This window comes from uncultured Serinicoccus sp. (assembly GCF_947500995.1).
Classification (GTDB): Bacteria; Actinomycetota; Actinomycetes; order Actinomycetales; family Dermatophilaceae; genus Ornithinicoccus.
In genome coordinates, this window is record NZ_CANMUA010000007.1 from 242570 (window position 1) to 263322 (window position 20753).

Genomic DNA, 20753 nt, shown 5'->3' on the forward strand with positions numbered 1-20753 from the left:
CAGGTGTCTCGTGAGTGGCCTGCGGGCCTCCGTCCCCGCACCCGCGGGTGAAAGGTGTGGCCCCGGTGAAGCTGACGGAGTATCGCCAGATCGAGCACATCACCACCCGCGGTCCGGCCCAGCTCCGCCGGCTCGCCCTGGCCGCGGTCTTCCTCGCCGGGGTGATCGTCTTCACCCGCGCCCAGTTCGGTCACCTCGACCACGCCTGGCTGCTCATCGCCGCCGCCCTCATCGGTGGCTACATGGCGATGAACATCGGCGCCAACGACGTGGCCAACAACGTCGGGCCGGCGGTCGGCTCGCGGGCCATGACCCTGGGCACGGCGATCGTCATCGCCGCCGTCTTCGAGGCGGCCGGCGCGATCATCGCCGGTGGCGACGTCGTCAGCACCGTCAAGAACGGCATCATCGACCCCGCCGACATCGGCGACCCGATGGTCTTCGTGTGGGTGATGATCGGTGCCCTGCTCGGCGCGGCCATCTGGCTCAACATCGCGACCTGGCTCGGCGCCCCGGTGTCGACGACCCACTCCATCGTCGGTGGCGTCATGGGCGCGGGGATCGCCTCCTCCGGGTTCGCGATCGTCAACTGGCCGGTCATGGGCGCCATCGCCGCCAGCTGGGTCATCTCCCCCCTCGTGGGGGGCCTGCTGGCCGCCGGCCTGCTCTACGTGCTGGAGCGCAAGGTGCTGTGGCAGGTGGACCCGGTCCAGGCCGCCATCCGCTACCTGCCCTACCTCCTCGGGCTCATGGCCGCGGCCTTCACCACCTACATCGCCCTCAAGGGCGTGCAGAACGTCGTCGCCATCAGCAGCCCGGTCGCCTTCGGCCTCGGCCTGGTCGCCGGTGTGGTCACCTTCCTGCTCACCCGGCCCGGCATCGAGCGCCGGTCCTCCTCCCTGCAGCAGTCGCGGGAGGGGGTCAACACCCTGTTCACCATCCCCCTGGTCGCCGCCGCCGCGCTGCTGTCCTTCGCGCACGGCGCCAACGACGTCGCCAACGCCGTCGGCCCCCTCGCGGGCGTGGTCGAGGCCCTCACCAGCGGCGGGGTCAGCGCGGACGGCGAGGCCGGTATCCCGCTGTGGGTGCTCGTCATCGGTGCCATCGGCATCTCCCTCGGGCTCGCGCTCTTCGGCCCCCGCCTCATCCGCACCGTCGGCTCCGAGATCACCCAGCTGGACCGCTCGCGGGCCTTCTGCGTGGCCCTGAGCGCCGCCCTGACCGTCATCGTCGCCAGCCAGCTCGGGCTCCCGGTCAGCTCCACGCACGTGGCGCTCGGCGGCATCTTCGGGGTCGGCTTCCTGCGCGAGTACCTCGACCAGCGGATGGCCAAGGCCGTCGAGGACGTGCTGCACAGCCACCAGGGCGACGAGCACATCGCCGAGGTCGAGCGGATGCTCTACACCTTCGTCAACGCCGACGCCGAGACCAAGCGCGACATGCTGAGCCAGCTCAGCGACATGGGGCACGAGGCCGTCATCACCGCCGCCCAGCGGCGCAAGCTCAAGAAGGCCCTGAAGCGCCAGCAGGTGCGGCGCGAGCATCTCTTCCGGATCGTCTCGGCCTGGATCATCACGGTGCCGGCGTCGGCGGTGCTGTCCGCGCTGTTCTACTTCGCCCTGCGCGGGATGATGGTCTGACCGACCGGGGTCGGGCCCGGCCGTCGACCCACGCCCCGCCTCAGGAGCGGGCGGAGAAGGGCCTGATGAGGTCCTCGTCGCCGACCAGGCGCGTGTCGTGGTCGAGCTCGTCGTGCTCCTGCACCGTCCACGCGTGCCCGGTGACCCGCGCGACGTGGCGCACCACGTCGGGGAAGGCCCACGCGTCCGCGGCGTTGCCGTCGAGGTGGACGATGCCCGTGCGCCCCGAGCCCGCCAGGCCCACCAGCGCCACCGCCGTGTCCTCCATCCAGGACGTGGCCGGGCGCCACCGCCGGCTGGCCCGGACGACACCGCCGCCGGCGTCGGCCTGGGCGGCGAGCTGGGCCACCATGTTGTTGCCGACCCCGTCGGGGTCCGCCTGCCAGCCGATGCGGGCGACGACGGACTGCGGGTACGCCTCGCGCACCGCCACCTCGCACCGCGCCTTGTAGCTGCCGTAGTCGTCGGTCGCGGTCGGGGTGTCCGAGGGACGGAACGGGCCGTCCGGGTCTCCCGGGGCGTCCCCGAACACCGAGACCGAGCTGGTGACGACGAAGGGCAGCTCGTGCTCCCGGGCGTGCGCCGCCAGTCGACCGGCCCAGGCCTCCGCCCCCATCCCGAGGTGGAAGATGCCGGCCGGCCGCAGCGCGGCGAGGAAGGTCTCCCCCGCGGCCACGTCGTCCGGGGGCACGGCCGTCCGGTCCCAGCCGACGACCTCCCCGCCCAGCTCGGCCACCCGGGCCGCCACCTTGGGAGCCACCGTGCCGCGCAGGCCCGTGATGAGCCAGGTCCCGTCCATCCGTGCCATGGCGGCACCGTACCGGGACGGCCTGCGCCTGCGCCCGGGAGGGCATACCGTCGGCGGATGGGCAGGGTGCGCGTCGGGATCTCGGGCTGGAGGTACCGCCCGTGGCGCGGGGAGTTCTACCCGCCCGGGCTGGTCCAGCGGCGCGAGCTGGAGTACGCCGCGCAGCGGTTCGCCACCATCGAGCTGAACGGCTCGTTCTACTCCCTGCAGCGACCGGAGAGCTACCGGCGGTGGGCCGAGCAGACCCCGCCCGACTTCGTCTTCGGCGTCAAGGGCAGCAGGTTCATCACGCACATGAAGCGGCTGCGGGACGTCGAGACCGGCCTGGCGAACTTCCTCGCCTCCGGCGTGCTCGCCCTCGGCCCGAAGCTGGGTCCGGTCCTGTGGCAGCTGCCGGCCCGGCACCGGTACGACCGGGAGCAGCTGAACGACTTCCTCTCCCGCCTCCCCCGGTCCACCGAGGCCGCCCTGGACCTGGCGCGGGGCCACGACGACCGGGTGGCCGACCGCACCTGGCTGCAGGTCGACGCCGACCGGCCGCTCCAGCACGTCCTGGAGGTCCGCCACCACGACTCCTTCGCCGGCAACGAGGAGTTCCTCGACCTGCTGCGCGAGCAGCAGGTCGGCGTGGTCGTCGCCGACAGCGCCGGGCTGTGGCCCTCCTACGACGCGGTGACCAGCCCGGTCGTCTACGTCCGGCTGCACGGCGACGAGGAGCTCTACGTCAGCGGCTACTCCGACGAGGCGCTGGCCACCTGGGCCGGGCGCATCGAGCGGTGGCGTGAGCAGGCCGACGTCTACGTCTACCTCGACAACGACGTCAAGGCCCACGCGCCGCACGACGCCGCGCGCCTGGCCCGCCTGCTGGGGGTGGACGTCCCCCCGCCCTGACACGGCGCGCACGATCGGCCATGCTGGGGCCCATGCGGACCACGATGCTGAACCTGCGGACGGGGGGCGACGAGGTCGTCCTGGACCTCACCCGGCAGTGCAAGAGCTTCGTCTCGGGGCTGGGCGACGGCCTGCTCCACGTCTTCGTCCCCCACGCGACGGCCGGGCTGGCGATCATCGAGACCGGCGCGGGCTCCGACGACGACCTGCTCGCCGCCCTGGCCGACCTGCTGCCCGCCGACGACCGCTGGCGGCACCGGCACGGCACCCGCGGCCACGGACGCTCCCACGTCATGCCCGCGGTCGTCCCTCCCTACGCCACCGTCCCGGTCGACGGCGGGCGGCTCGCCCTCGGCACCTGGCAGAGCATCTGCCTCGTCGACCTCAACGTGGACAACGCCGACCGGTCGGTGCGGCTGGACTTCCTCGAGGGCTGACCCCCGCACCATGAGCCCGCAGCTGCCCCGCTCCGCCGTGCTGGGGTATGCCGCCGGCAGCGTGGGCACCGGCGGCTTCAGCACCCTGCCGGGGCTGGTGCTGGCCTTCTACCTCACCGACACCCTCGCGGTGCCGGCGCTGCTGGCGACGCTGGTCGTCATCCTCCCCAAGGTCTGGGACGTGCTCATCGACCCCGCGGTGGGCGCGCGCAGCGACCGGGACGCGACCAGCCGCGCCGGCCGCACCCGGCTCATGCTGGCCGGCGCGCTCACCCTGCCGGTGGGCTTCGTCGGCATGTTCGCCGTCCCCGACCCCCTGGGACCGGCTGCCGCCGGCCTCTGGGTGCTGGTCTTCTTCGTCCTGGCGACGACCTCGTTCTCGTGCTTCCAGGTGCCCTACATCGCCCTGCCCGCCGACCTGACCGACGCCTACCGCGAGCGCACCCGCGTCATGGCCTGGCGGATCGCCGTGCTGGCGCTGGCCATCCTGCTCGTCGGCGCCGGCGGCCCCGCCCTGCGCGACGCCGCCGGCGGGGGTCGCCCCGGCTACCTCACCATGGCGCTGGGCATCGCGCTGCTGCTCCTCGCCGGCATGGTGACGACCGTCGTCACGACCCGGGCCCACCTGCGGCGACCCCCGGCCGCGGCAGCGGGGGACCCGGGCGGCTACCGCGCCGGGCTGGTCGCCTGGCGGGAGGTCGCGGCATACCGGGTCCTGCTGTCGGTCTTCGTCCTCCAGGCCCTCGCGACCGGGGTGATGCTAGCGGCCGCGCAGTACGTCGCGGCCTACACGCTCGGCGACCAGAGCGCCCTCACGCTGCTGTTCGCCGCGCTCGTCGCGCCCGCGCTGCTCGTCATGCCGCTGTGGACGCGGTATGCCGCCGCCCGCGGCAAGCGCGGCGCGCTCACCCTCGCGTCGGGGGTCTTCGCGGCGGCCTGCCTCGGTCTGGTCGCCATGCTGTGGCTCCCGGGCGGGTGGACCTACGTCCTGGTGGGGGTGGCCGGGATCGCCTACGCGGGGATGCAGCTCTTCCCGCTGGCCATGCTGCCCGACGTCGTCACCGCGGCCGGTCGCGGGCGCGGCGGCGCCATGAGCGGGCTGTGGACCGCGGGCGAGACGGCCGGGCTGGCGCTCGGCCCGGTCGTGGTCCTGCTCCTGCTCGCCGCCACCGGCTTCCGCTCGAGCACGGCCGGAGAGCAGCTGGCCCAGCCGGCGGCCGCGCAGACCGCGATCGTCCTGGCCTTCTCGGTCGTCCCGGCCGCGCTCGTCGCCCTCAGCCTGCTCGTGCTCCGCCGCTACGTCGACCCCGGTGCCCCGAGCAGCGCACCCGTCCCCACCCCGGAAGGCACCGCATGACCGAGCACGACGAGCAGGTCCTCTCCCTCCTCGACACCTACCGCGCGCACGACGCCCCCACCCACGGCGGTCGCGTGCTGAGCTACGTCTACGACAGCGGCCTCGCCGAGCTGGACGCGCTCGCCGGTCGGGCCGCCGCCCGCGTGCAGGCGGTGAACGGTCTCGACCCGACCACGTTCCCCTCGGTCGCGCTGATGCAGGCGGACCTGCTGGCCTTCGCCCGCGAGGTGCTGCACGGCCCGCCCGGCACCAGCGGCGCGGTCACCTCCGGTGGCACCGAGAGCATCATGCTCGCCGTCCTGGCGGCCCGGGACCGGTGGCGCGAGAGCCGTCCCGGAGACGGGCGCACCCCGCGGGTCGTGGCGCCCTCGACCGCGCACGCCGCCTTCCACAAGGCCGCGCACTACCTCGGGCTGGAGATGGTGACCGTCCCGGTCGACCCGCGCACCGGCACCCTCGAGGCGGACCGCCTCGCGGACCACCTCGACGACGCCACCGCGCTCACCGTCGCCAGCGCGCCGGCATACCCCCACGGAGTCCTCGACCCGGTGGAGGAGATCGCGGCGGCGGCGGCCGGACGAGGCATCCCCTGCCACGTCGACGCCTGCGTGGGCGGGTTCGTGCTGCCCTGGTGGGAGGGGACGCCGCCGTGGGACCTCGCCGTCGCGGGCGTCACCAGCATCTCGGCCGACCTGCACAAGTTCGGCTACGCGCCCAAGGGCGCCTCGGTGCTCCTCGTCGCCGACCCGGCGCTGGACCGGGCCCGCTACTACGCGCTCACCGACTGGCCCGGCTACCCGGTCGTCAACCCCACGGTGCTCGGCTCGCGCTCGGCGATGTCCCTCGCCGCGGCGTGGGCGGTGGTCACCCGGCTGGGGACCCAGGGGTATGCCGAGCTCACGGCCGGTCTGGTCGGCGTCACCGCCACGGTCCGACAGGTCGTCGACGGCATCCCGGGTCTGCGGGTGGTCGGCCGGCCGACCGGGCCGCTGCTGGCCGTCGGCACCGACCCCGACGTGCCGGAGCCGGAGCGGGTCGACCCGCACGCGTGGGCGCAGGCCGTGGCGGCGCGGGGCTTCGTGCTGCAGGGCCAGCCCGCCCTGACCCAGGCCGACGGGACCGTCCTGCCGCGCACGACCCACCTCACGCTCACCCCGGCGAGCGCCGGCGTGCTGGGCGAGCTGGGGGCGGCGCTGCGCGCCGGAGCCGACGACGTCCGCGGGCGGGCGCTCGGTCTCGGCGCAGCGCCGGCGGGCGCACCCGCGGAGCTGCCCGACCCGGTGGCCCTCGCGCAGGCCGCGCGGGAGAGCGGCGAGCTCGACCTGCCGGCGGTGCTGGCCCTCATCGAGGCCCTGCCCCGCGAGCAGAGCGCGCGCCTGCTCGTCGACTTCCTCGCCGCGTTCACCGCCCCGCCGGCCGGCCGGGCCTAGCCCGGGACGCCGCTCTCCTCCTCGTCGGCCGCCGCGGCCTCCGCGCGACGACGACCGTCCCACACGGCCGCGGCGAGCGCCGCCAGGAGCAGCACCAGCGCGGTCCCCAGCGCCGCCCGCAGCCCGGTGGCCGCGTCGTCACCGCTCCCGGCCCCGACCTGGTACGCCGTCACCAGCACCGCGGCCCCGATCGCCGAGCCCACCCGCTGCCCGGTCTGCAGGGCTCCCCCGGCGGCCCCGCCCATCCGCTGCGGGACCTGCGCGAGGGTGAGGGTGAAGTTCGGCGAGACGACGGCGCCACCGCCCAGGCCGGCGAGGAGCAGCGGTGCCGCCAACGCCAGCCACAGCCACGAGCTGTCCTGGGCCGGGCCGACGAGGACGCCCAGCACGACGAGCCCGCTCATCATCACCAGGAGGGCGCGCACGACGAGCACGCGACCGACCCGGGTCACCGCGCGCCCGGCCCACGGGGAGGACACCGCCGACCCGACGGCGAAGGGGGTCAGCAGCAGACCGGTCACGAGCGTGGAGTAGCCGAGGCCGTCCTGCAGGAAGATCGACAGGACGAGGAACACTCCGGTGAAGCCGGTGAAGTAGAGCGAGCCCACGACGATGCCGTTGGCGTAGCCCGGGGTGCGGCGGAGCAGGTCGACGTCCAGCAGCGGCATCCCCCCGGAGCGGGCCAGCCGCTTCTCGTAGGACAGGAACCCCCAGGCGAAGACCGGGACACCCACGAGGAGCACCAGCGCCCAGAGGTCGCCCGACTCCAGCGCGACGACCGGGAGCAGCAGGCACATGACGGCGGCCCCCAGCAGCAGGGCGCCGACCAGGTCGAGCCGCGGGTCCGACTCCTTCCCGCGCAGGTCCGGGACGATGCGGGCGATGGCGACGAGCAGCACCAGACCGATGGGGACGTTGACGAGGAACACCCAGCGCCAGCCGCCGTCCTCCCCCGCCAGGGTGATGATGACCCCGCCGAGGACCGGCCCGATGCCGGAGGCCACCGACACCACCAGGCCGAACAGCCCGAAGGCCCGCCCCCGCTCGGCCCCGGTGAACAGGTCCTGGATGAGGCCGGTGTTCTGCGGGGCCAGCAGCCCCGCCGACAGCCCCTGCACCAGCCGGGCCGCGACGAGCACGCCGGCCGTCGGCGCCAGCCCGCACGCCGCACTGGCCAGCACGAACCCGGCCAGCCCCACGAGCATGATCCGGCGCCGGCCCCAGGCGTCCCCGAGCCGGCCCCCGGTGACGAGCATGAGGCCGAAGGTGAGGGCATACCCGGACACCACCCACTGGATGGAGGCCGCCGAGGTGTCCAGGCCCTCGCGCATCGAGGGGATGGCCACGTTGACGATCGTCACGTCCAGCAGCGACATGAAACCGACCGCCAGGGTGACGGCCAGGATGCGCCAGCGGGCGGGATCGGGGTCGTGGGTGGTGTCGGTCCGGGAGGTGCGGTCAGCCGTCACGTCGTGCTCGTCCAGGTCACCGACCCATGCTAGGCGGGACCACCGACACCCGCCCCTCGACCCGGACGCCACGAGCCGTCGGCCGGCAGGTCAACCATCAGCCCTCTCGACGAGGACGATGGTTGAGGGACCCGCAGAGGGTGGACGAACCGGCCGAGGGTAGGGCCGGCAGACGCCGATATCCTGGAGCCCCCGACCGACCCGTGAAGGAGCACCATGCAGAACTCGTCCATGCCGCGCACCACCATCCTCCTCGGGGTCGTGCTCGTCGCCGTGGGGGTGGTCGGCTGGCTCGCGGCGGGGATGTCGAGCTGGACCGCTCTCATCCCGGCGGTTCTCGGCGCGGTGCTGGCGGTCTGCGGCGTCCTGGGGCGCAGCAACCCGAAGGTGTGGATCCACGCGGCCCTCGTGGTGGCGCTCCTGGGTGCCCTCGGCACGATCCGCAACGTCCTGGGCCTGGCCGACCTCGCCGCGGGCGACGCCGAGCGCCCGCTCGCCGTGGTCGCCGGCACCATCACCTTCGTGCTGCTCGTGGGCTACCTCGTCGTGGGTGTCCGCTCGTTCGTCGCCGTGCGCCGCGAGCGCCGCCGGCAGGTCAGCGGCTGACCCGCTCGCCCACCCGCTCGGCTCGCTCGTCCGCCCCGAGGACCTCCCCCCACAGGTGGTCGAGGGACACCCCCAGGACCGCTGCCAGGGCCGCCACGACGGGGAAGGACGGCGTGACGATGCGTCCGGTCTCGATCTTGCGCAACGTCTCCGGGGACACCCCCGCCGCCAGGGCGACGTCGAGCACGGGCCGGTCGCCCCGGGCATGCCGCAGCAGGGACCCCAGACGCCGACCGCGCTCGCGGTCCTGGGCGGTGAGCGGGAGTCTGACCATGGTGGGACGATCATACCGGTATAGTTATCGGCATGGTGGAGATCCTCACCCCTGAGCAGCTGGACCGGGCGCGCGGAGCCGGTCGGCTCGTCGGCGAGATCCTCGCGACGGTGCGCCAGCGGGCCGGCGCGGGCACCAACCTGCTGGAGATCGACCGGTGGACCGAGGAGATGATCCGCGGCGCCGGCGCGGAGTCCTGCTACGTCGACTACGCCCCGTCCTTCGGGAGCGGCCCGTTCGGGCACTACATCTGCACCTCGGTCAACGACGCCGTGCTGCACGGGTTGCCGCACGACGAGGTGCTCGTCGACGGCGACCTGGTCAGCCTCGACCTCGCCGTCCTCCTGGACGGGGTCGCGGCGGACGCGGCGGTGAGCTTCGTCGTGGGCGGGTCCGCCCAGCCGGAGGACGAGCGGATGATCGCCACGACCGAGCGCGCCCTGGCCGCCGCGGTCGCCGCCGCCACGGTGGGCGCCCGGACGGGAGACGTCTCGCACGCCATCGGCACGGTCCTCACCGAGGCGGGGTATGCCGTGAACCTCGAGTTCGGCGGGCACGGGATCGGCACGACGATGCACCAGGACCCGCACGTCGCCAACGACGGCCGCCCCGGCCGCGGCTTCCGGCTCCGTCCGGGCATGCTCCTCGCGCTGGAGCCCTGGGTGATGGCCGACACCGACCGCCTCGTGACCGACCCGGACGGGTGGACGCTGCGCAGCGCGACCGGCTGCCGGACCGCGCACAGCGAGCACACCGTCGCGATCACCGAGGACGGCCCCGAGATCCTCACCGCTGCCCACCCGGTCTGAGGGGTAGGCTGCCGGCAACGTCGCGTGCCGGTGGCAGACCGTGCCAGGCATGGAGGCGTCGGATCCGAAGGATGGTGACCCTCATGTCGCTCATCGCTTCGCGCCCTCGTGACTGAGGGCGAGCAGTCCCGGCTCGTGGCCTGGGGCCGGGAGATGCGTGGCGTCCACGACCGGCTGCGCGAGGCGCTGCGGGTGACGCGGGAGGAGGTCGCTGCCGGCGTGCCGGCCGAGCCGGCCACCCGGGACCTGCTGCTGTTCTGCCACGGCTTCTGCACGGCGCTGACGGCTCACCACGACGGCGAGGACCGCCGGCTGTTCCCCGCGATCGCCGCTGCCCACCCGCACCTGCGCGACACGCTGCGCTCCCTCGAGCAGGACCACTCGATGATCGCCCACCTGCTGGGTGCCCTGCAGAGGGCGGTGGACCAGCGCGCCGACGCCTCCGAGCTCGACCGCCATCTCGAGGGCGTCGCGGCCGTCATGGAGTCCCACTTCCGCTACGAGGAGCGTCAGCTCCTGACGGTGCTCGAGACCCTCCACCTGGACGCCGAGGTGAGCACCGTCCTCGGCCCGCTGTGACGGCGGCCGTCCGGACGGGGGACGCGGGGACTCACACGTTGAAGCGGAACTCCACGACGTCGCCGTCGGCCATGACGTAGTCCTTGCCCTCGATGCGCACCTTGCCGGCCTCCTTGGCCTTCGCCATGGACCCCAGCTCGTCGAGCGCCTCGAAGCTGACGACCTCGGCCTTGATGAAGCCGCGCTCGAAGTCGGTGTGGATGACCCCGGCCGCCTGCGGCGCGGTCGATCCCTGGCGGATCGTCCAGGCGCGCGACTCCTTGGGCCCGGCGGTGAGGTAGGTCTGCAGACCGAGGGTGTCGAAGCCGACCCGCGCCAGCTGGTCCAGGCCCGGCTCGGTGACGCCGACCGACTCCAGCAGCTCACGCGCCTCGTCCTCCTCCAGCTCGGCGAGGTCGGCCTCCAGCTTGGCGGACAGGTAGATCGCCTCCGCCGGTGCGACGGTGGCCGCCAGCTCGGCGTGGAGGGCCTCGTCGGTGAGGCCGTCCTCGTCGAGGTTGAAGACGTAGAGGAAGGGCTTGGTGGTGAGCAGACCCAGTCCGCGCGCGACCGACATGTCGACGCCCGCGGCCTCGCCCGCGGCATACAGCGTGTCGCCGCGCTCGAGCACCTGCTGGGCGGCGAGCGCGGTGTCCAGGACCGCCTTGTCCGTGCGCTTGCCCTTCACCTCCTTCTCCAGACGCGGTATGGCGTTCTCCAGCGTCTGCAGGTCCGCCAGGACGAGCTCGGTGTTGATGGTCTCGATGTCGTCGCTCGGACTGATGCGACCGTCGACGTGCACGACGTCGTCGTCGCGGAAGGCGCGGACGACCTGGCAGATCGCGTCCGCCTCGCGGATGTTGGCCAGGAACTTGTTGCCCAGCCCCTCCCCCTCGCTGGCGCCGCGCACGATCCCCGCGATGTCGACGAAGCTCACCGTGGCGGGCAGGATCTTGGCGCTGCCGTGGATCTGCGCCAGCCGGTCCAGGCGCGGGTCCTTGAGCGGCACCACCCCGATGTTGGGCTCGATCGTGGCGAACGGGTAGTTCGCCGCGAGGACGGAGTTCTTGGTCAGCGCGTTGAAGAGCGTGGACTTGCCCACGTTGGGCAGGCCGACGATTCCGATGGTGAGTGCCACGGGGTCAGCAGTCTAGTCGCCGCGCAGGGCCCCCAGCGCCGAGCCCGTCCGAGCCCGTGCGGGCCGGGAGCCGGGTCGGCAGCGCCGCGGTCATTCGGCACCGGGTCGGCGGCGCAGCTGCTTGACCTGGGAGCGACGCGCCTTGGCCTCGGCGCGGCGGCGCCGGGAGCCGCGGGTGGGCCGGGTGGGGCGACGCACGGCCGGCGGGGTCACCGCCTCCCGGAGCAGCTCGGCGAGACGCCGTCGGGCGGCCGCACGGTTGCGCAGCTGGGTGCGGTGCTCGCTCGCCACCACCGTGAGCACGGTGCCGGACAGCCGGGGCGCCAGCCGGGCCAGGACCCGCGCCCTCAGGCCGTCGTCCAGGGCCGTGGTCGTGGCCAGGTCCAGGCTGAGCTGCACCCGCGTGTCCGCGGTGTTGACGCCCTGCCCGCCCGGTCCGGAGGAGCGGGAGAACTGCTCGACCAGCTCGCCGGCGGGCACCCGCAGACCCCGCGGGGCACCAGGGCCCGGGGTCACGTCGAGGTCGTCCACCCGGCCAGTCTGGCCCACGCCACCACCGCACGGGTCAGCCGGAGCCCGCGACGTCGACCGGTGGTCTCACCGCAGGTCCGCCTCCAGGTACGGCAGCAGCTGCCGCACACCGTGCGCGCCGAGCACCACGGTGTAGTGGTTGACGTCGTCGACGGTCACCAGCCGCAGCGTCGGCAGCGCACGCGTCCACCGCTCCCGGGCCGCGTCCGGGTAGAGCGGCGGCACCTCGTCCATGAGCCCGCGGGGCGCGACGTACCACGTCGCCGGCCACGACGGGAGGCCCTGCAGCGCCGTCTGGACGGACGCGCCGTCCACGAGCTCGCGGATGTCCTCCTCCAGCGCCGCCGGCCGGGTCGCGGGCGAGAGCTCCGGCTCCTCCCCCACCAGGTCGTAGTCGACGTAGGCCGTGACGACCTCGTCCTGGTACGGCCCGAGGGCAGGGTGGTCGCTCCAGAACTCCCGGTATGCCGTGCGGCTGGGGAAGGTCCTGCGCAGCCGGTCCGCGGCCGGCCCCAGCACCGCGGCCGCCACGTCCTGCGGCGCGACGCCCGGCGGCGGGAGCAACGGCATACCCCCGTCGACCAGGTGCAGGCTGCGCACCAGCCGGGGGTGCAGGTCGGCGAGCACGAGCGCGACGAAGGCCCCCATCGAGTGCCCGACCGCCACCGCCTCGCGCACGCCCAGGTGGTCGAGGGCGGCGGCCACGTCGTCGGCGTGCCGGGGCATGCCGTAGGGCGCCGGGAGGTCGCGGGAGCGCCCCCGGCCCCGCAGGTCGGGGGCGACCAGACGCACCCCGGGCAGGGCCCGGGCGAGGGCCGCCCAGGACACGTGGGAGGCGGTGATCCCGTGGATCAGCACCGCGGTGGGCGTCGCCGCACCCGTGGCGCCGACGTCCTCGGGCTCCCACACACCGACGTGCAGGTCTCCCCCGTCGACCGGCACCGCGACCGCGCGGTAACGGGGGCCGAGGACCGCCGCGACGCTCTCGGGCAGCTGCTGGGTCGTCGTGCTCACTGGGCCGTCCACCCCCCGTCCATGGTGTAGGACGTGCCCGTCACCATGCCCGCGTCGTCGGAGACGAGGTAGGCCACCAGCCCGGCGACCTCCGCCGGTTCGACGAGCCGCTTGACGGCGGACCGGGTCAGCATGACCTTCTCGACCACCTCGTCCTCGGGGATCCCGTGCGTGGCCGCCTGGTCGGCGATCTGCGCCTCGACCAGGGGCGTGCGCACGTAGCCCGGGTTGACGCAGTTGCTCGTCACCCCGTGCCCGGCCCCCTCCAGGGCGATGACCTTGGACAACCCCTCGAGCCCGTGCTTGGCCGAGACGTAGGCCGACTTGAAGGCCGAGGCGCGCAGCCCGTGCGCCGAGGAGACGTTGACGACCCTCCCCCAGCCCCGGGCGTACATCCCCGGGAGCGCGGCCCGCGCCAGCAGGAAGGGCGCCTCGAGCATGAGGCGGTGGATGAGCCGGAAGTCCTCGGGCGCGAGCTCGTGGACCGGCGCCACCCGCTGCACCCCCGCGTTGTTGACGAGCACGTCGCAGTCGACCGCCGTCGACTCCAGCGTCGCGGTGTCCGACAGGTCCACCGTCCAGGCGCGGGCGCCGATCTCCTCGGCGAGCGTCCTCGCCCCCCGCTCGTCCCGGTCGGCGACGACGACGTCCAGGCCGTCCGCCGCCAGCCGGCGGGCGACCGCGGCACCGATGCCGCTTGCCCCACCGGTCACGATCGCTGTGCGGGTCATGTCCGCTCTCCGTCCGTCGTCGGGGTGGGCGCCAGGGCGCCCTCGATGAGGGCCATCAGCTGCTCGAAGACCGGCTCCGGGATCCGGCCCTCCCGCTCCCAGAGCACCCAGCGCATGCCGATGAGCTCGCCGGCGCCCATGAGCGCCCAGGCCGCCACCTCCGGGTCCAGGCCCCGGATCTCGCCGCGGCCCATGGCGGCGTCCAGGCCCGCGGCATACCCGGAGCAGATGTCGTCGTAGTGCGTGCGCATCACCTCGGGCGAGACGAACTCCGCCTGCCGGATGATCCGGTAGAGCGCCGGGTGCTCGGCGGTGAAGGCGAAGAAGGCGCGGAAGCCCTCGCGCTCGGCCTGCAGCCGGTCCGGCGCCGCCGAGGACGCCGCGCTCATCGCCTGGCGGACCCGCCGGGACAGGTCGCGCACGACCTCGTCGAAGATCTCCTTCTTGCCGGTGAAGTGGACGTAGAACGTGCCCAGCGCCACCCCGGCCAGCTCGGTGATGCGCACGATGGAGGCGTCCGGGTAGCCGACGGTCGCGAAGACGTCCTCCGCGGCCTGCAGGAGCCTGGCCCGGGTGCGGGCGCCCCGGGGCGTGCGGGGGGCGGGTCGTGGGGTGGTCTCCTCGAGGCTCACCGGTGCTCCTCCTGCCGCAGGGCCTGCGCCACGAGGGCGCGCACCGCCCCCTGGTCGGTCTTGCCGATCCCGACGACCGGCAGCTCGGTGACGGCGACGACCCGCTCGGGCACCTTGAAGGAGGCCAGCAGACCGCGGCAGTGCTCGACGAGGTCGTGCTCGTCGGTCGCGACCCCGGGACGCAGGACGACGGCGGCGACACCGACCTCGCCCCAGCGCTCGTGCGGGACGCCGACGACCGCCGCGGCCGCGACGGCCGGGTGCCGGCGCAGCGCGGCCTCCACCTCCGCGGGGGCGACGTTCTCCCCGCCGCTGATGTAGATGTTGCGCAGCCGGTCCACGATCCGCAGGTAGCCGTCGTCGTCCCGGGTGGCGACGTCGCCGGTCCACAGCCACCCGTCGTGCAGGACCGCCGCGGTGGCGTCCTCGTCGTGCAGGTAGCCGGAGAACAGGCCCGGCCCGGCCACCAGCAGCTCGCCGGTGCCGGCGCCCACGACGCGCTCCCCCGTGGCCGGGTCGGCGAGCGCGACCTCGACGTGCGGGTAGGGCACACCGGCCCACCCGGCGCGCTGGGCGGCCTCGTGCGGGGGCAGGCACAGGACGTTGGGCCCGGCCTCGGTCAGGCCGTAGCCCTGGGTGAGCGCGACCCCGCGGGCGTGGAAGGTGCGCAGCAGCGGGGGCGGCATCGGCGCGCCGCCCACGACGGCGCTGCGCAGGCTGGAGAGGTCGGCGCCGGCGAAGGCCGGGTGCTCGGCGAGCAGGAGGTAGTGCGTCGGCACCCCCATCATCGTGCTCACGCGGTGCTCGGGGACGAGGCTGAGCACGCGCCCGGGGTCGAAGGTGCGCTCGAGCACGACGGTGGCGCCGGTCCACCAGGCGAGCAGCGGCTGGATGTTCCACCCCCCGGCGTGGAACTGCGGCAGCACCGAGAGCACGACGTCGCGCTCGGTGAGCTCCAGCGTCCGGGACAGCGACAGGTTGGTCCACCAGCAGGTGCGGTGGGACAGGACGGCGGCCTTGGGCTCGCTGGAGCTGCCCGAGGTGAAGACGACGAGCAGCGCGTCCTCGTCCTGCACCGGCTCCACCGGTGCGGGCGGGCGTCGGGTGAGCGCGTCCAGCACCCCCGGGCGCCCCAGCTCGGTGAGGTATGCCGTCGGCACCGGCGCCAGCAGCAGCGCGCCCAGCTCGCGGGTCAGGGCTCCGGTCTCCTCCTCGGCGACGAGCAGGACCGGGTCGAGCAGGCGCACCTGACGGGCTAGCTCGACCGGGGCCAGCCGCCAGGACAGCGGGGCGAGCGCGGCGCCGACCCGGGCGCAGGCGAAGAGGAGCACCACGTGGTCCGCGCTGTTGCCGACGAGGGTGGCCACCCGCACACCCCGTCCGATGCCGGCTCCGCGCAGGAGGGCGGCGAGCCGCTCCACCCGGTGCTCGAGCTCGCCGTAGCTCAGCGCCACCCCGCGGTCGACCACGGCCGGGTGGGCCGGCGCGATGCGGGCCCGGTCGGAGGGCCACCGGCCCAGGGTGTGCTGCCCGTCGACGGGTCCACCGCCGGGCGTCCAGGTGCTCATCGTCGGGCACCGCCCGTCGTCGCCGCCTGCTGCTCGTCGTCCACGTCCTCCAGCCTGTCAGCACCGGCGGGTGGTCCGCCACGCCCGCGCCACCGGCGCACCCGGGCGACGGTCCCCGCGAGCCCGCCGGGCAGGAACAGGACGACGAGGACGAAGAGCGTGCCGAGGACGAACATGGGCTCGGAGAGCGGGATCCGCAGCGGCGCGGGCAGGTCGTGCACCCAGGCCGCCTGGGCGAGCACGGTGAGCCGCTGGTTGAGCAGGACGTAGAGGACCGCCCCCGCCACCGCGCCCCACCGGGACCCCACGCCGCCGATGACGACCATGAGCAGCAGCGAGATGGTGAGCTCGGCGCTGACGATGTGCGGGACGGCGCCGGAGTTGAGGAGCAGGTGGACCATCCCCATGCCGACGGCGATGACCGAGGCGGCCACGAAGATCGCGAGCTTGACGAGGAAGGGCCGCATCCCGAGCACGCGCACCCGCAGCTCGTTCTCGCGCACGGCCGCCGCGACGTGCCCGGCCCGGCTGCCCTGCACCCAGGAGACGAGCAGGAAGGCGAGCACGAGGGCGGCGAGGGCGAGCCAGTAGAGGTTGCGCGTGTCGGCGACGCCGACCAGCGCGTCCGGCACCTGCTCGGTCGGCAGCCGCAGCCCCTCCTCCCCGCCGGTGACCCGGCCGGGGTCGCGGCGGACGAGCACCGACCCGGCCTGGGCGAAGGCCAGGGTGACCATCGCGAAGGGGATGCCGGTCACCCGCAGGCTGACGGCGCCGAGGAGGAGGGAGATGACGACGCCGGCCACCAGGACGACGAGCACCGACGGCACGAGGCCCAGCTCCAGCTCGGACATGACGATGCCGAGCAGGTAGGCCCCCAGCCCGAAGTAGAGCGCGTGGCCGAAGGAGAGCAGCCCGGCGACGCCGAGCAGCAGGTGGTAGGACAGCGCCAGCGCCGCCATGACCATCGCGAGCGCCAGCAGGTGCAGGGTGCCGGGGGTGTAGGTCGGGCCCGGCAGCACCCCCGGGAGGCGCAGGTCGAGCAGCGGCAGGCAGGCGAGCAGCAGCACGAGGGCTGGCGGCACGAGCCGGCCGACCCACGCGCGGGCGCCGCCCCGGTATGCCGTCCCGCTCGCGGGTGTCGACGGGCTCATGCGCGCCTCCCCATCAGTCCGGAGGGCCGGGTCAGGAGCACCACGGCCAGCAGCACGACGACGGCCAGGTCGCCGGTGCCCCAGAGGTAGTAGTTGGCGAACTGCTGCAGCAGCGCCACCACCACGGAGGCGATCGCCGCGCCGGTGAGGCTCCCGAGCCCGCCGATGACGGTGACGATGAAGGCGAAGATGAGCAGCGTCTGGCCGAGCAGCGGGGAGACGTAGCCGAAGTAGTGGCTCGCGAGGACACCCCCGAGGCCCGCGGCGATGCCGCCGATGGTGAAGACGAGGGTGAAGGCGGTGCGGACGTCGATGCCGAGGGCGGTCACCATCGCGCGGTTCTCCACCCCGGCCCGGATGATCATGCCGTAGCGGGTACGCCGGAGGAACAGCACCATCCCGAGCAGCACGAGCCCGGCGACGAGGATCGCGACGAACCGGTCGTTGGGCACGTTGGCCCCCAGGACCGAGGTCGTCCGACCCATCCAGGCCGGCCCGGTGATGAACCTCGGGTCGGTCCCCCAGATCCCGTCGAAGAGGGCGACCGCGGCCAGGCCGAGCCCGACCGTCACCAGCACCTGCTCGATGTGCCGCTCGTAGAGGCGCTGCACGAGCAGGCGCTCGGTCAGCGCGGCGAAGAGGGCCCCGGCGAGGGCTCCGACCAGCAGGGACGCGGCGAAGCCGGTCCACGTCGTCGCCCCCAGCCGGGAGGCCACCTCGAAGCCGAGGAAGGCCCCGAGGGAGAGGAAGACGCCATGGGCGAAGTTGAGCACGTGCATGAGGCCGTAGATGAGGGAGAGCCCGGAGGCGACCAGGAAGTAGATCGCCCCCAGCCCGACCCCCGTGAAGAGCAGCAGGACGACGGTGCTCATGCCGGTCCCTCCTCGTCGGCGGGCCGGCGCCCGGCGGCGTCCGGACCGCTGTCGGCGTGGACCCCGAGGAGTCGTTGGGTGAGCTCCTCGTCGGCCAGCAGGTCCGCGGCGGGACCGTGGTGGACGCTGCGCCCGTCGGTCAGCACCACGGCGTGATCCGCCAGGTCGCGGACGACCTGCAGGTTCTGTTCCACCAGCAGGATGGGGGCCACCTGCGCGGCTCGGGCGAGCACCCGGCTCACCTCCTGGACCAGTCGGGGCGCCAGCCCCTTGGTCGGCTCGTCGACGAGCAGGACCCGGTTCTCGTTGAGCAGGGCGCGGGCCAGGGACACCATCTGCTGCTGCCCGCCGGAGAGCGTCCCGGCGGCCTGGGTGCCCCGCTGCTCCAGCTCGGGGAAGAGGTCGTAGACCAGGTCGTAGCGGTGCTCGCTGCCGCGCCGCTCGGCCAGGCGCAGGTTCTCGGTCACCGTGAGCCCGGCGAAGACCTCCCGGTCCTCGGGGACGTAGCCGACCCCGCGCCGGACGACGAGATGCGTCGGCAGGTCCACGAGGTCGGTGCCGTCGAGCTCGACGGTGCCGGAGCGTCCGACGAGGCCGAGGACCGCCTTGATGGTGGAGGTCTTGCCGACCCCGTTGCGGCCCAGCAGCGCGGTGACGCCGACCGGGGCGACATCCAGGTCGACGTGCTCGACCACCTGCTGGCCGGCCACGTGCGCCCGCAGGTCACGGACCCGCAGGACCGGGTCGGCCGTGGGCGGGGTGGCGGCCCGCGGGTCGGCGCTCGGCGCCGTGCTCGTCATACCGACTCCCCGAGGTAGGCGCTCTGCACGGTCGGGTCGCCCATGACCGCCTCCGGCGTGTCGAGGGCCAGGAGGTGGCCGAAGTGGAGGACGGCGACCCGTTCGACCAGGCCCAGCAGCACCTCCATGTGGTGCTCGACCATGAGCACGGTGCAGCCGTGGTCGCGGTGCAGCCCCCGGATCACCTCGGTGAGACCGGGCACGTCGCCGGAGGCCACGCCCGCCATGGGCTCGTCGAGCAGGACCACCTGCGGGTCCGTCGCCAGCAGCATGGCGATCTCGAGCTTGCGCTTGTCGCCGTGCGGCAGGTCCGCGGCGCGGTGGCCGGCGCGGTGCGCCAGCCCCACCTCCTCCAGGAGCTCGCCGGCCCGCCGGGACGCGGGGTCCCCGGGCCGGGGCCGGCGGAAGAGCGAGAGCGCGCGGCCCCGGGTCACCTGGGCGGCGAGGCGGGCGTTCTCGTGCACGGTGAGACCGGGGAAGAGCGAGGAGGTCTGGAAGGTACGGCCCAGACCGGCCACCGCCCGCCGGGTGATGCTCGTGCGGGTCACGTCCCGCCCGGCGAGCAGCACCTGGCCGGACGTCGGCTGGTGCACGCCGGACACGAGGTTGAACAGCGTCGTCTTGCCCGCGCCGTTGGGCCCGATGACGCCCACGATCTGCCCCGTGGGGACGGCGAAGCTGATGTCCTCGAGGATCTGCGCGCCACCGATGCGCAGCGACAGGTCCCGGACCTCCAGGGCGGGGGCGGCGTCGGCGTCGCCGCCGCCGTCGCCGTCCCCGGCCCCCGGCGCCGGACCCGGTCGGGCGGGTGCGCTCACTCGCCCGAGGCCTCCGGCGGCGCCACCTCGTCGGCGGGGACGGTGTCGATGACCTCGGGCACCCACGCGTCCCCGTCCTGCACCAGGCGGGCGGTGAACATGTCCTGGACCAGCGCGTGGTCGCCCTCGCGGATGGTCGTGGTGCCCTTCGGGCCCTCGAACTCCCAGCCCGCGAGCGCGTCGACCATCGCCTGGACGTCGTCACCGCCCTCGGCCACGGCGTGCACGATCATCTGTCCGGCGACGAAGCCGTCCACGGTGAACAGGTCGGGGGTGCCACCGGCCTCGGTCACCGAGTCCACGAGGGCCTGGTTGACCTCGTTGTCGGTCGCGGACGGGAAGTAGTGGGACAGGAAGGAGATCTGCTCGCCCGCGTCGCCGTAGGCGGCGAAGGTGGCCGAGTCGGCCAGGCCGGTGACGACCGGGGCCGCCTCGAAGACGTCCTGCTGGGACAGCGACTGCCACATGTTGCCCGCCGTCGCGCCCGCCCAGGCCACGAAGATGAGGTCGGGGTCCGCGTCGACGACCTGTCGGGCGAAGCCGGTGAACTCGGTCGCGTCCTCGGGGACCAGGACGCTCTCCACCTGGGCTCCCTCGGCACCGAGCACGGCCTCCACCGCCGCCAGGTTGCCCTGGCCGAAGGCGTTGTCCTGGGCCAGGACGACGACGGTGCCGGACTCGTCGTCGAGCATCGCGCCCGCGGTCGCGACGTCCTGGAAGCTCTGGCGGCCCGAGCGGAAGGTGAACTCGTTGACCCCCGTGATGGCGTCCGTCGCCGCGGGGCCGGAGATGTAGAGGACCTCGTTCTGGGCGGCCTGCTCGGCCATCGCCGTCGCGATGCCCGAGACGACGGTCCCCCCGAGGATGCGGTAGTCCTGGCCGATGAGGTCCTTGGCGGCGGCCACGGCGGTGTCGGGGTTGCCCGCGTCGTCGCGGTACTCCACCTCGATCGTGGTGCCGTCGACCTCGCCGGTGCCGTCGGTGGCGTAGTCGATCCCGGCCTCGAGACCCTGGCGGTACTGCTCGCCGTAGGCCGCCAGCGGTCCGGTCTCGGAGTAGATGATGCCGACCGCGGCGGTCCCTCCCGACGACTCCTCGCCGCCACCGGCCGTGTCGCCCCCGTCACCCCCCTCCGAGCTCGAGGGCGCGCACCCGGCCACGGCGAGGACGGCGGTCGCGGACATGAGGGCGATCAGGGGACGAGCGGACACCTCGGACA

The 20753-nt window shown here is 74.1% G+C and carries 22 protein-coding genes; 8 read left to right on the forward strand and 14 right to left on the reverse strand.

Annotated elements, in window-relative coordinates:
• Positions 1-65 precede the first annotated feature (65 nt).
• A complete protein-coding gene (locus tag Q0967_RS12580; RefSeq protein ID WP_298750766.1) occupies positions 66-1640 on the forward strand; it encodes an inorganic phosphate transporter in 1575 nt (524 codons plus the stop codon).
• 40 nt (positions 1641-1680) lie between these two features.
• On the opposite strand, the gene Q0967_RS12585 is transcribed toward Q0967_RS12580, so the two are convergent.
• Positions 1681-2448 carry a sugar nucleotide-binding protein gene (locus tag Q0967_RS12585; protein WP_298750769.1) on the reverse strand — a complete coding sequence of 256 codons (768 nt, stop codon included), beginning with the start codon at positions 2446-2448 and terminating at the stop codon, positions 1681-1683.
• Between the two features lie 57 nt (positions 2449-2505).
• Here Q0967_RS12585 and Q0967_RS12590 point away from each other — a divergent pair, with 57 nt between their 5' ends.
• From Q0967_RS12590 to Q0967_RS12605, 4 genes are read left to right on the forward strand one after another with little or no spacing between them, the layout of a single operon-like run.
• On the forward strand, positions 2506-3339 hold the full coding sequence (locus tag Q0967_RS12590) for a DUF72 domain-containing protein (RefSeq protein ID WP_298750771.1): 834 nt from the start codon (positions 2506-2508) through the stop codon (positions 3337-3339).
• A gap of 20 nt (positions 3340-3359) precedes the next feature.
• Positions 3360-3776 carry a secondary thiamine-phosphate synthase enzyme YjbQ gene (locus Q0967_RS12595; RefSeq protein WP_298750773.1) on the forward strand — a complete coding sequence of 139 codons (417 nt, stop codon included), beginning with the start codon at positions 3360-3362 and terminating at the stop codon, positions 3774-3776.
• Between the two features lie 10 nt (positions 3777-3786).
• Positions 3787-5133: an MFS transporter gene (locus Q0967_RS12600; RefSeq protein ID WP_298750775.1), complete on the forward strand. Its 1347-nt coding sequence runs from the start codon at positions 3787-3789 to the stop codon at positions 5131-5133.
• On the forward strand, positions 5130-6563 hold the full coding sequence (locus Q0967_RS12605; RefSeq protein ID WP_298750777.1) for an aminotransferase class V-fold PLP-dependent enzyme: 1434 nt from the start codon (positions 5130-5132) through the stop codon (positions 6561-6563). The genes Q0967_RS12600 and Q0967_RS12605 overlap by 4 nt, the downstream gene beginning before the upstream one ends.
• Here the strand turns inward: Q0967_RS12605 and Q0967_RS12610 are convergent.
• Positions 6560-8032 carry an MFS transporter gene (locus Q0967_RS12610; RefSeq protein ID WP_298750779.1) on the reverse strand — a complete coding sequence of 491 codons (1473 nt, stop codon included), beginning with the start codon at positions 8030-8032 and terminating at the stop codon, positions 6560-6562. The two genes, Q0967_RS12605 and Q0967_RS12610, sit on opposite strands and share 4 nt — an antisense overlap.
• 216 nt (positions 8033-8248) lie before the next feature.
• On the opposite strand from Q0967_RS12610, the gene Q0967_RS12615 reads away from it, so the two are divergent.
• Positions 8249-8638 carry a hypothetical protein gene (locus Q0967_RS12615; protein WP_298750782.1) on the forward strand — a complete coding sequence of 130 codons (390 nt, stop codon included), beginning with the start codon at positions 8249-8251 and terminating at the stop codon, positions 8636-8638.
• Here the strand turns inward: Q0967_RS12615 and Q0967_RS12620 are convergent.
• Complete coding sequence (locus Q0967_RS12620) at positions 8628-8912, reverse strand: helix-turn-helix domain-containing protein (protein WP_298750785.1); 285 nt, start codon at positions 8910-8912, stop codon at positions 8628-8630. The two genes, Q0967_RS12615 and Q0967_RS12620, sit on opposite strands and share 11 nt — an antisense overlap.
• 32 nt (positions 8913-8944) lie before the next feature.
• Between Q0967_RS12620 and map the strand changes: the two genes are divergently transcribed.
• Positions 8945-9721, forward strand: a complete 777-nt coding sequence (map, locus tag Q0967_RS12625) for a type I methionyl aminopeptidase (protein WP_298750787.1) — start codon at positions 8945-8947, stop codon at positions 9719-9721.
• A 108-nt stretch (positions 9722-9829) separates the two neighbouring features.
• Entirely contained in the window at positions 9830-10300 is a 471-nt protein-coding gene (locus tag Q0967_RS12630; RefSeq protein ID WP_298750789.1) for a hemerythrin domain-containing protein, read from the forward strand.
• A 31-nt stretch (positions 10301-10331) separates the two neighbouring features.
• On the opposite strand, the gene ychF is transcribed toward Q0967_RS12630, so the two are convergent.
• From ychF to Q0967_RS12685, 11 genes are all read right to left on the reverse strand, one after another.
• Complete coding sequence (ychF, locus tag Q0967_RS12635) at positions 10332-11417, reverse strand: redox-regulated ATPase YchF (RefSeq protein ID WP_298750791.1); 1086 nt, start codon at positions 11415-11417, stop codon at positions 10332-10334.
• Between the two features lie 90 nt (positions 11418-11507).
• Complete coding sequence (arfB, locus tag Q0967_RS12640; protein WP_298750793.1) at positions 11508-11948, reverse strand: alternative ribosome rescue aminoacyl-tRNA hydrolase ArfB; 441 nt, start codon at positions 11946-11948, stop codon at positions 11508-11510.
• A gap of 66 nt (positions 11949-12014) precedes the next feature.
• Complete coding sequence (locus Q0967_RS12645) at positions 12015-12962, reverse strand: alpha/beta fold hydrolase (protein ID WP_298750795.1); 948 nt, start codon at positions 12960-12962, stop codon at positions 12015-12017.
• Positions 12959-13693 (reverse strand): 3-hydroxybutyrate dehydrogenase, encoded by a 735-nt coding sequence (locus Q0967_RS12650; protein WP_298750796.1) that lies wholly within the window; start codon positions 13691-13693, stop codon positions 12959-12961. The genes Q0967_RS12645 and Q0967_RS12650 overlap by 4 nt, the downstream gene beginning before the upstream one ends.
• Positions 13690-14325 (reverse strand): TetR/AcrR family transcriptional regulator, encoded by a 636-nt coding sequence (locus tag Q0967_RS12655; RefSeq protein WP_298750798.1) that lies wholly within the window; start codon positions 14323-14325, stop codon positions 13690-13692. The genes Q0967_RS12650 and Q0967_RS12655 overlap by 4 nt, the downstream gene beginning before the upstream one ends.
• Positions 14322-15893, reverse strand: coding sequence for a class I adenylate-forming enzyme family protein (locus Q0967_RS12660; protein WP_298750800.1), 1572 nt, complete (start codon positions 15891-15893; stop codon positions 14322-14324). Before Q0967_RS12660 ends, Q0967_RS12655 begins: the two co-directional genes overlap by 4 nt.
• On the reverse strand, positions 15890-17044 hold the full coding sequence (locus Q0967_RS12665; RefSeq protein ID WP_298750803.1) for a branched-chain amino acid ABC transporter permease: 1155 nt from the start codon (positions 17042-17044) through the stop codon (positions 15890-15892). The genes Q0967_RS12660 and Q0967_RS12665 overlap by 4 nt, the downstream gene beginning before the upstream one ends.
• Positions 17041-17916 carry a branched-chain amino acid ABC transporter permease gene (locus Q0967_RS12670; RefSeq protein ID WP_298750806.1) on the reverse strand — a complete coding sequence of 292 codons (876 nt, stop codon included), beginning with the start codon at positions 17914-17916 and terminating at the stop codon, positions 17041-17043. Before Q0967_RS12670 ends, Q0967_RS12665 begins: the two co-directional genes overlap by 4 nt.
• On the reverse strand, positions 17913-18716 hold the full coding sequence (locus Q0967_RS12675; RefSeq protein WP_298750808.1) for an ABC transporter ATP-binding protein: 804 nt from the start codon (positions 18714-18716) through the stop codon (positions 17913-17915). The genes Q0967_RS12670 and Q0967_RS12675 overlap by 4 nt, the downstream gene beginning before the upstream one ends.
• A complete protein-coding gene (locus tag Q0967_RS12680) occupies positions 18713-19453 on the reverse strand; it encodes an ABC transporter ATP-binding protein (RefSeq protein ID WP_298750872.1) in 741 nt (246 codons plus the stop codon). Before Q0967_RS12680 ends, Q0967_RS12675 begins: the two co-directional genes overlap by 4 nt.
• A 77-nt stretch (positions 19454-19530) precedes the next feature.
• Positions 19531-20718: a substrate-binding domain-containing protein gene (locus Q0967_RS12685; RefSeq protein ID WP_298750875.1), complete on the reverse strand. Its 1188-nt coding sequence runs from the start codon at positions 20716-20718 to the stop codon at positions 19531-19533.
• Between the last annotated feature and the right edge of the window lie 35 nt (positions 20719-20753).

Excerpts from the sequence above, each read along its gene's own strand:
- Q0967_RS12585 (WP_298750769.1), bottom strand. The coding sequence starts at position 2,448 with ATGGCACGGATGGACGGGACCTGGCTCATCACGGGCCTGCGCGGCACG.
- Q0967_RS12590 (WP_298750771.1), top strand. The coding sequence starts at position 2,506 with ATGGGCAGGGTGCGCGTCGGGATCTCGGGCTGGAGGTACCGCCCGTGG.
- Q0967_RS12595 (WP_298750773.1), top strand. The coding sequence starts at position 3,360 with ATGCTGGGGCCCATGCGGACCACGATGCTGAACCTGCGGACGGGGGGC.
- Q0967_RS12600 (WP_298750775.1), top strand. The coding sequence starts at position 3,787 with ATGAGCCCGCAGCTGCCCCGCTCCGCCGTGCTGGGGTATGCCGCCGGC.
- Q0967_RS12605 (WP_298750777.1), top strand. The coding sequence starts at position 5,130 with ATGACCGAGCACGACGAGCAGGTCCTCTCCCTCCTCGACACCTACCGC.
- Q0967_RS12615 (WP_298750782.1), top strand. The coding sequence starts at position 8,249 with ATGCAGAACTCGTCCATGCCGCGCACCACCATCCTCCTCGGGGTCGTG.
- Q0967_RS12620 (WP_298750785.1), bottom strand. The coding sequence starts at position 8,912 with ATGGTCAGACTCCCGCTCACCGCCCAGGACCGCGAGCGCGGTCGGCGT.
- map (WP_298750787.1), top strand. The coding sequence starts at position 8,945 with ATGGTGGAGATCCTCACCCCTGAGCAGCTGGACCGGGCGCGCGGAGCC.
- Q0967_RS12650 (WP_298750796.1), bottom strand. The coding sequence starts at position 13,693 with ATGACCCGCACAGCGATCGTGACCGGTGGGGCAAGCGGCATCGGTGCC.
- Q0967_RS12660 (WP_298750800.1), bottom strand. The coding sequence starts at position 15,893 with ATGAGCACCTGGACGCCCGGCGGTGGACCCGTCGACGGGCAGCACACC.
- Q0967_RS12665 (WP_298750803.1), bottom strand. The coding sequence starts at position 17,044 with ATGAGCCCGTCGACACCCGCGAGCGGGACGGCATACCGGGGCGGCGCC.
- Q0967_RS12670 (WP_298750806.1), bottom strand. The coding sequence starts at position 17,916 with ATGAGCACCGTCGTCCTGCTGCTCTTCACGGGGGTCGGGCTGGGGGCG.
- Q0967_RS12675 (WP_298750808.1), bottom strand. The coding sequence starts at position 18,716 with ATGACGAGCACGGCGCCGAGCGCCGACCCGCGGGCCGCCACCCCGCCC.
- Q0967_RS12685 (WP_298750875.1), bottom strand. The coding sequence starts at position 20,718 with ATGTCCGCGACCGCCGTCCTCGCCGTGGCCGGGTGCGCGCCCTCGAGC.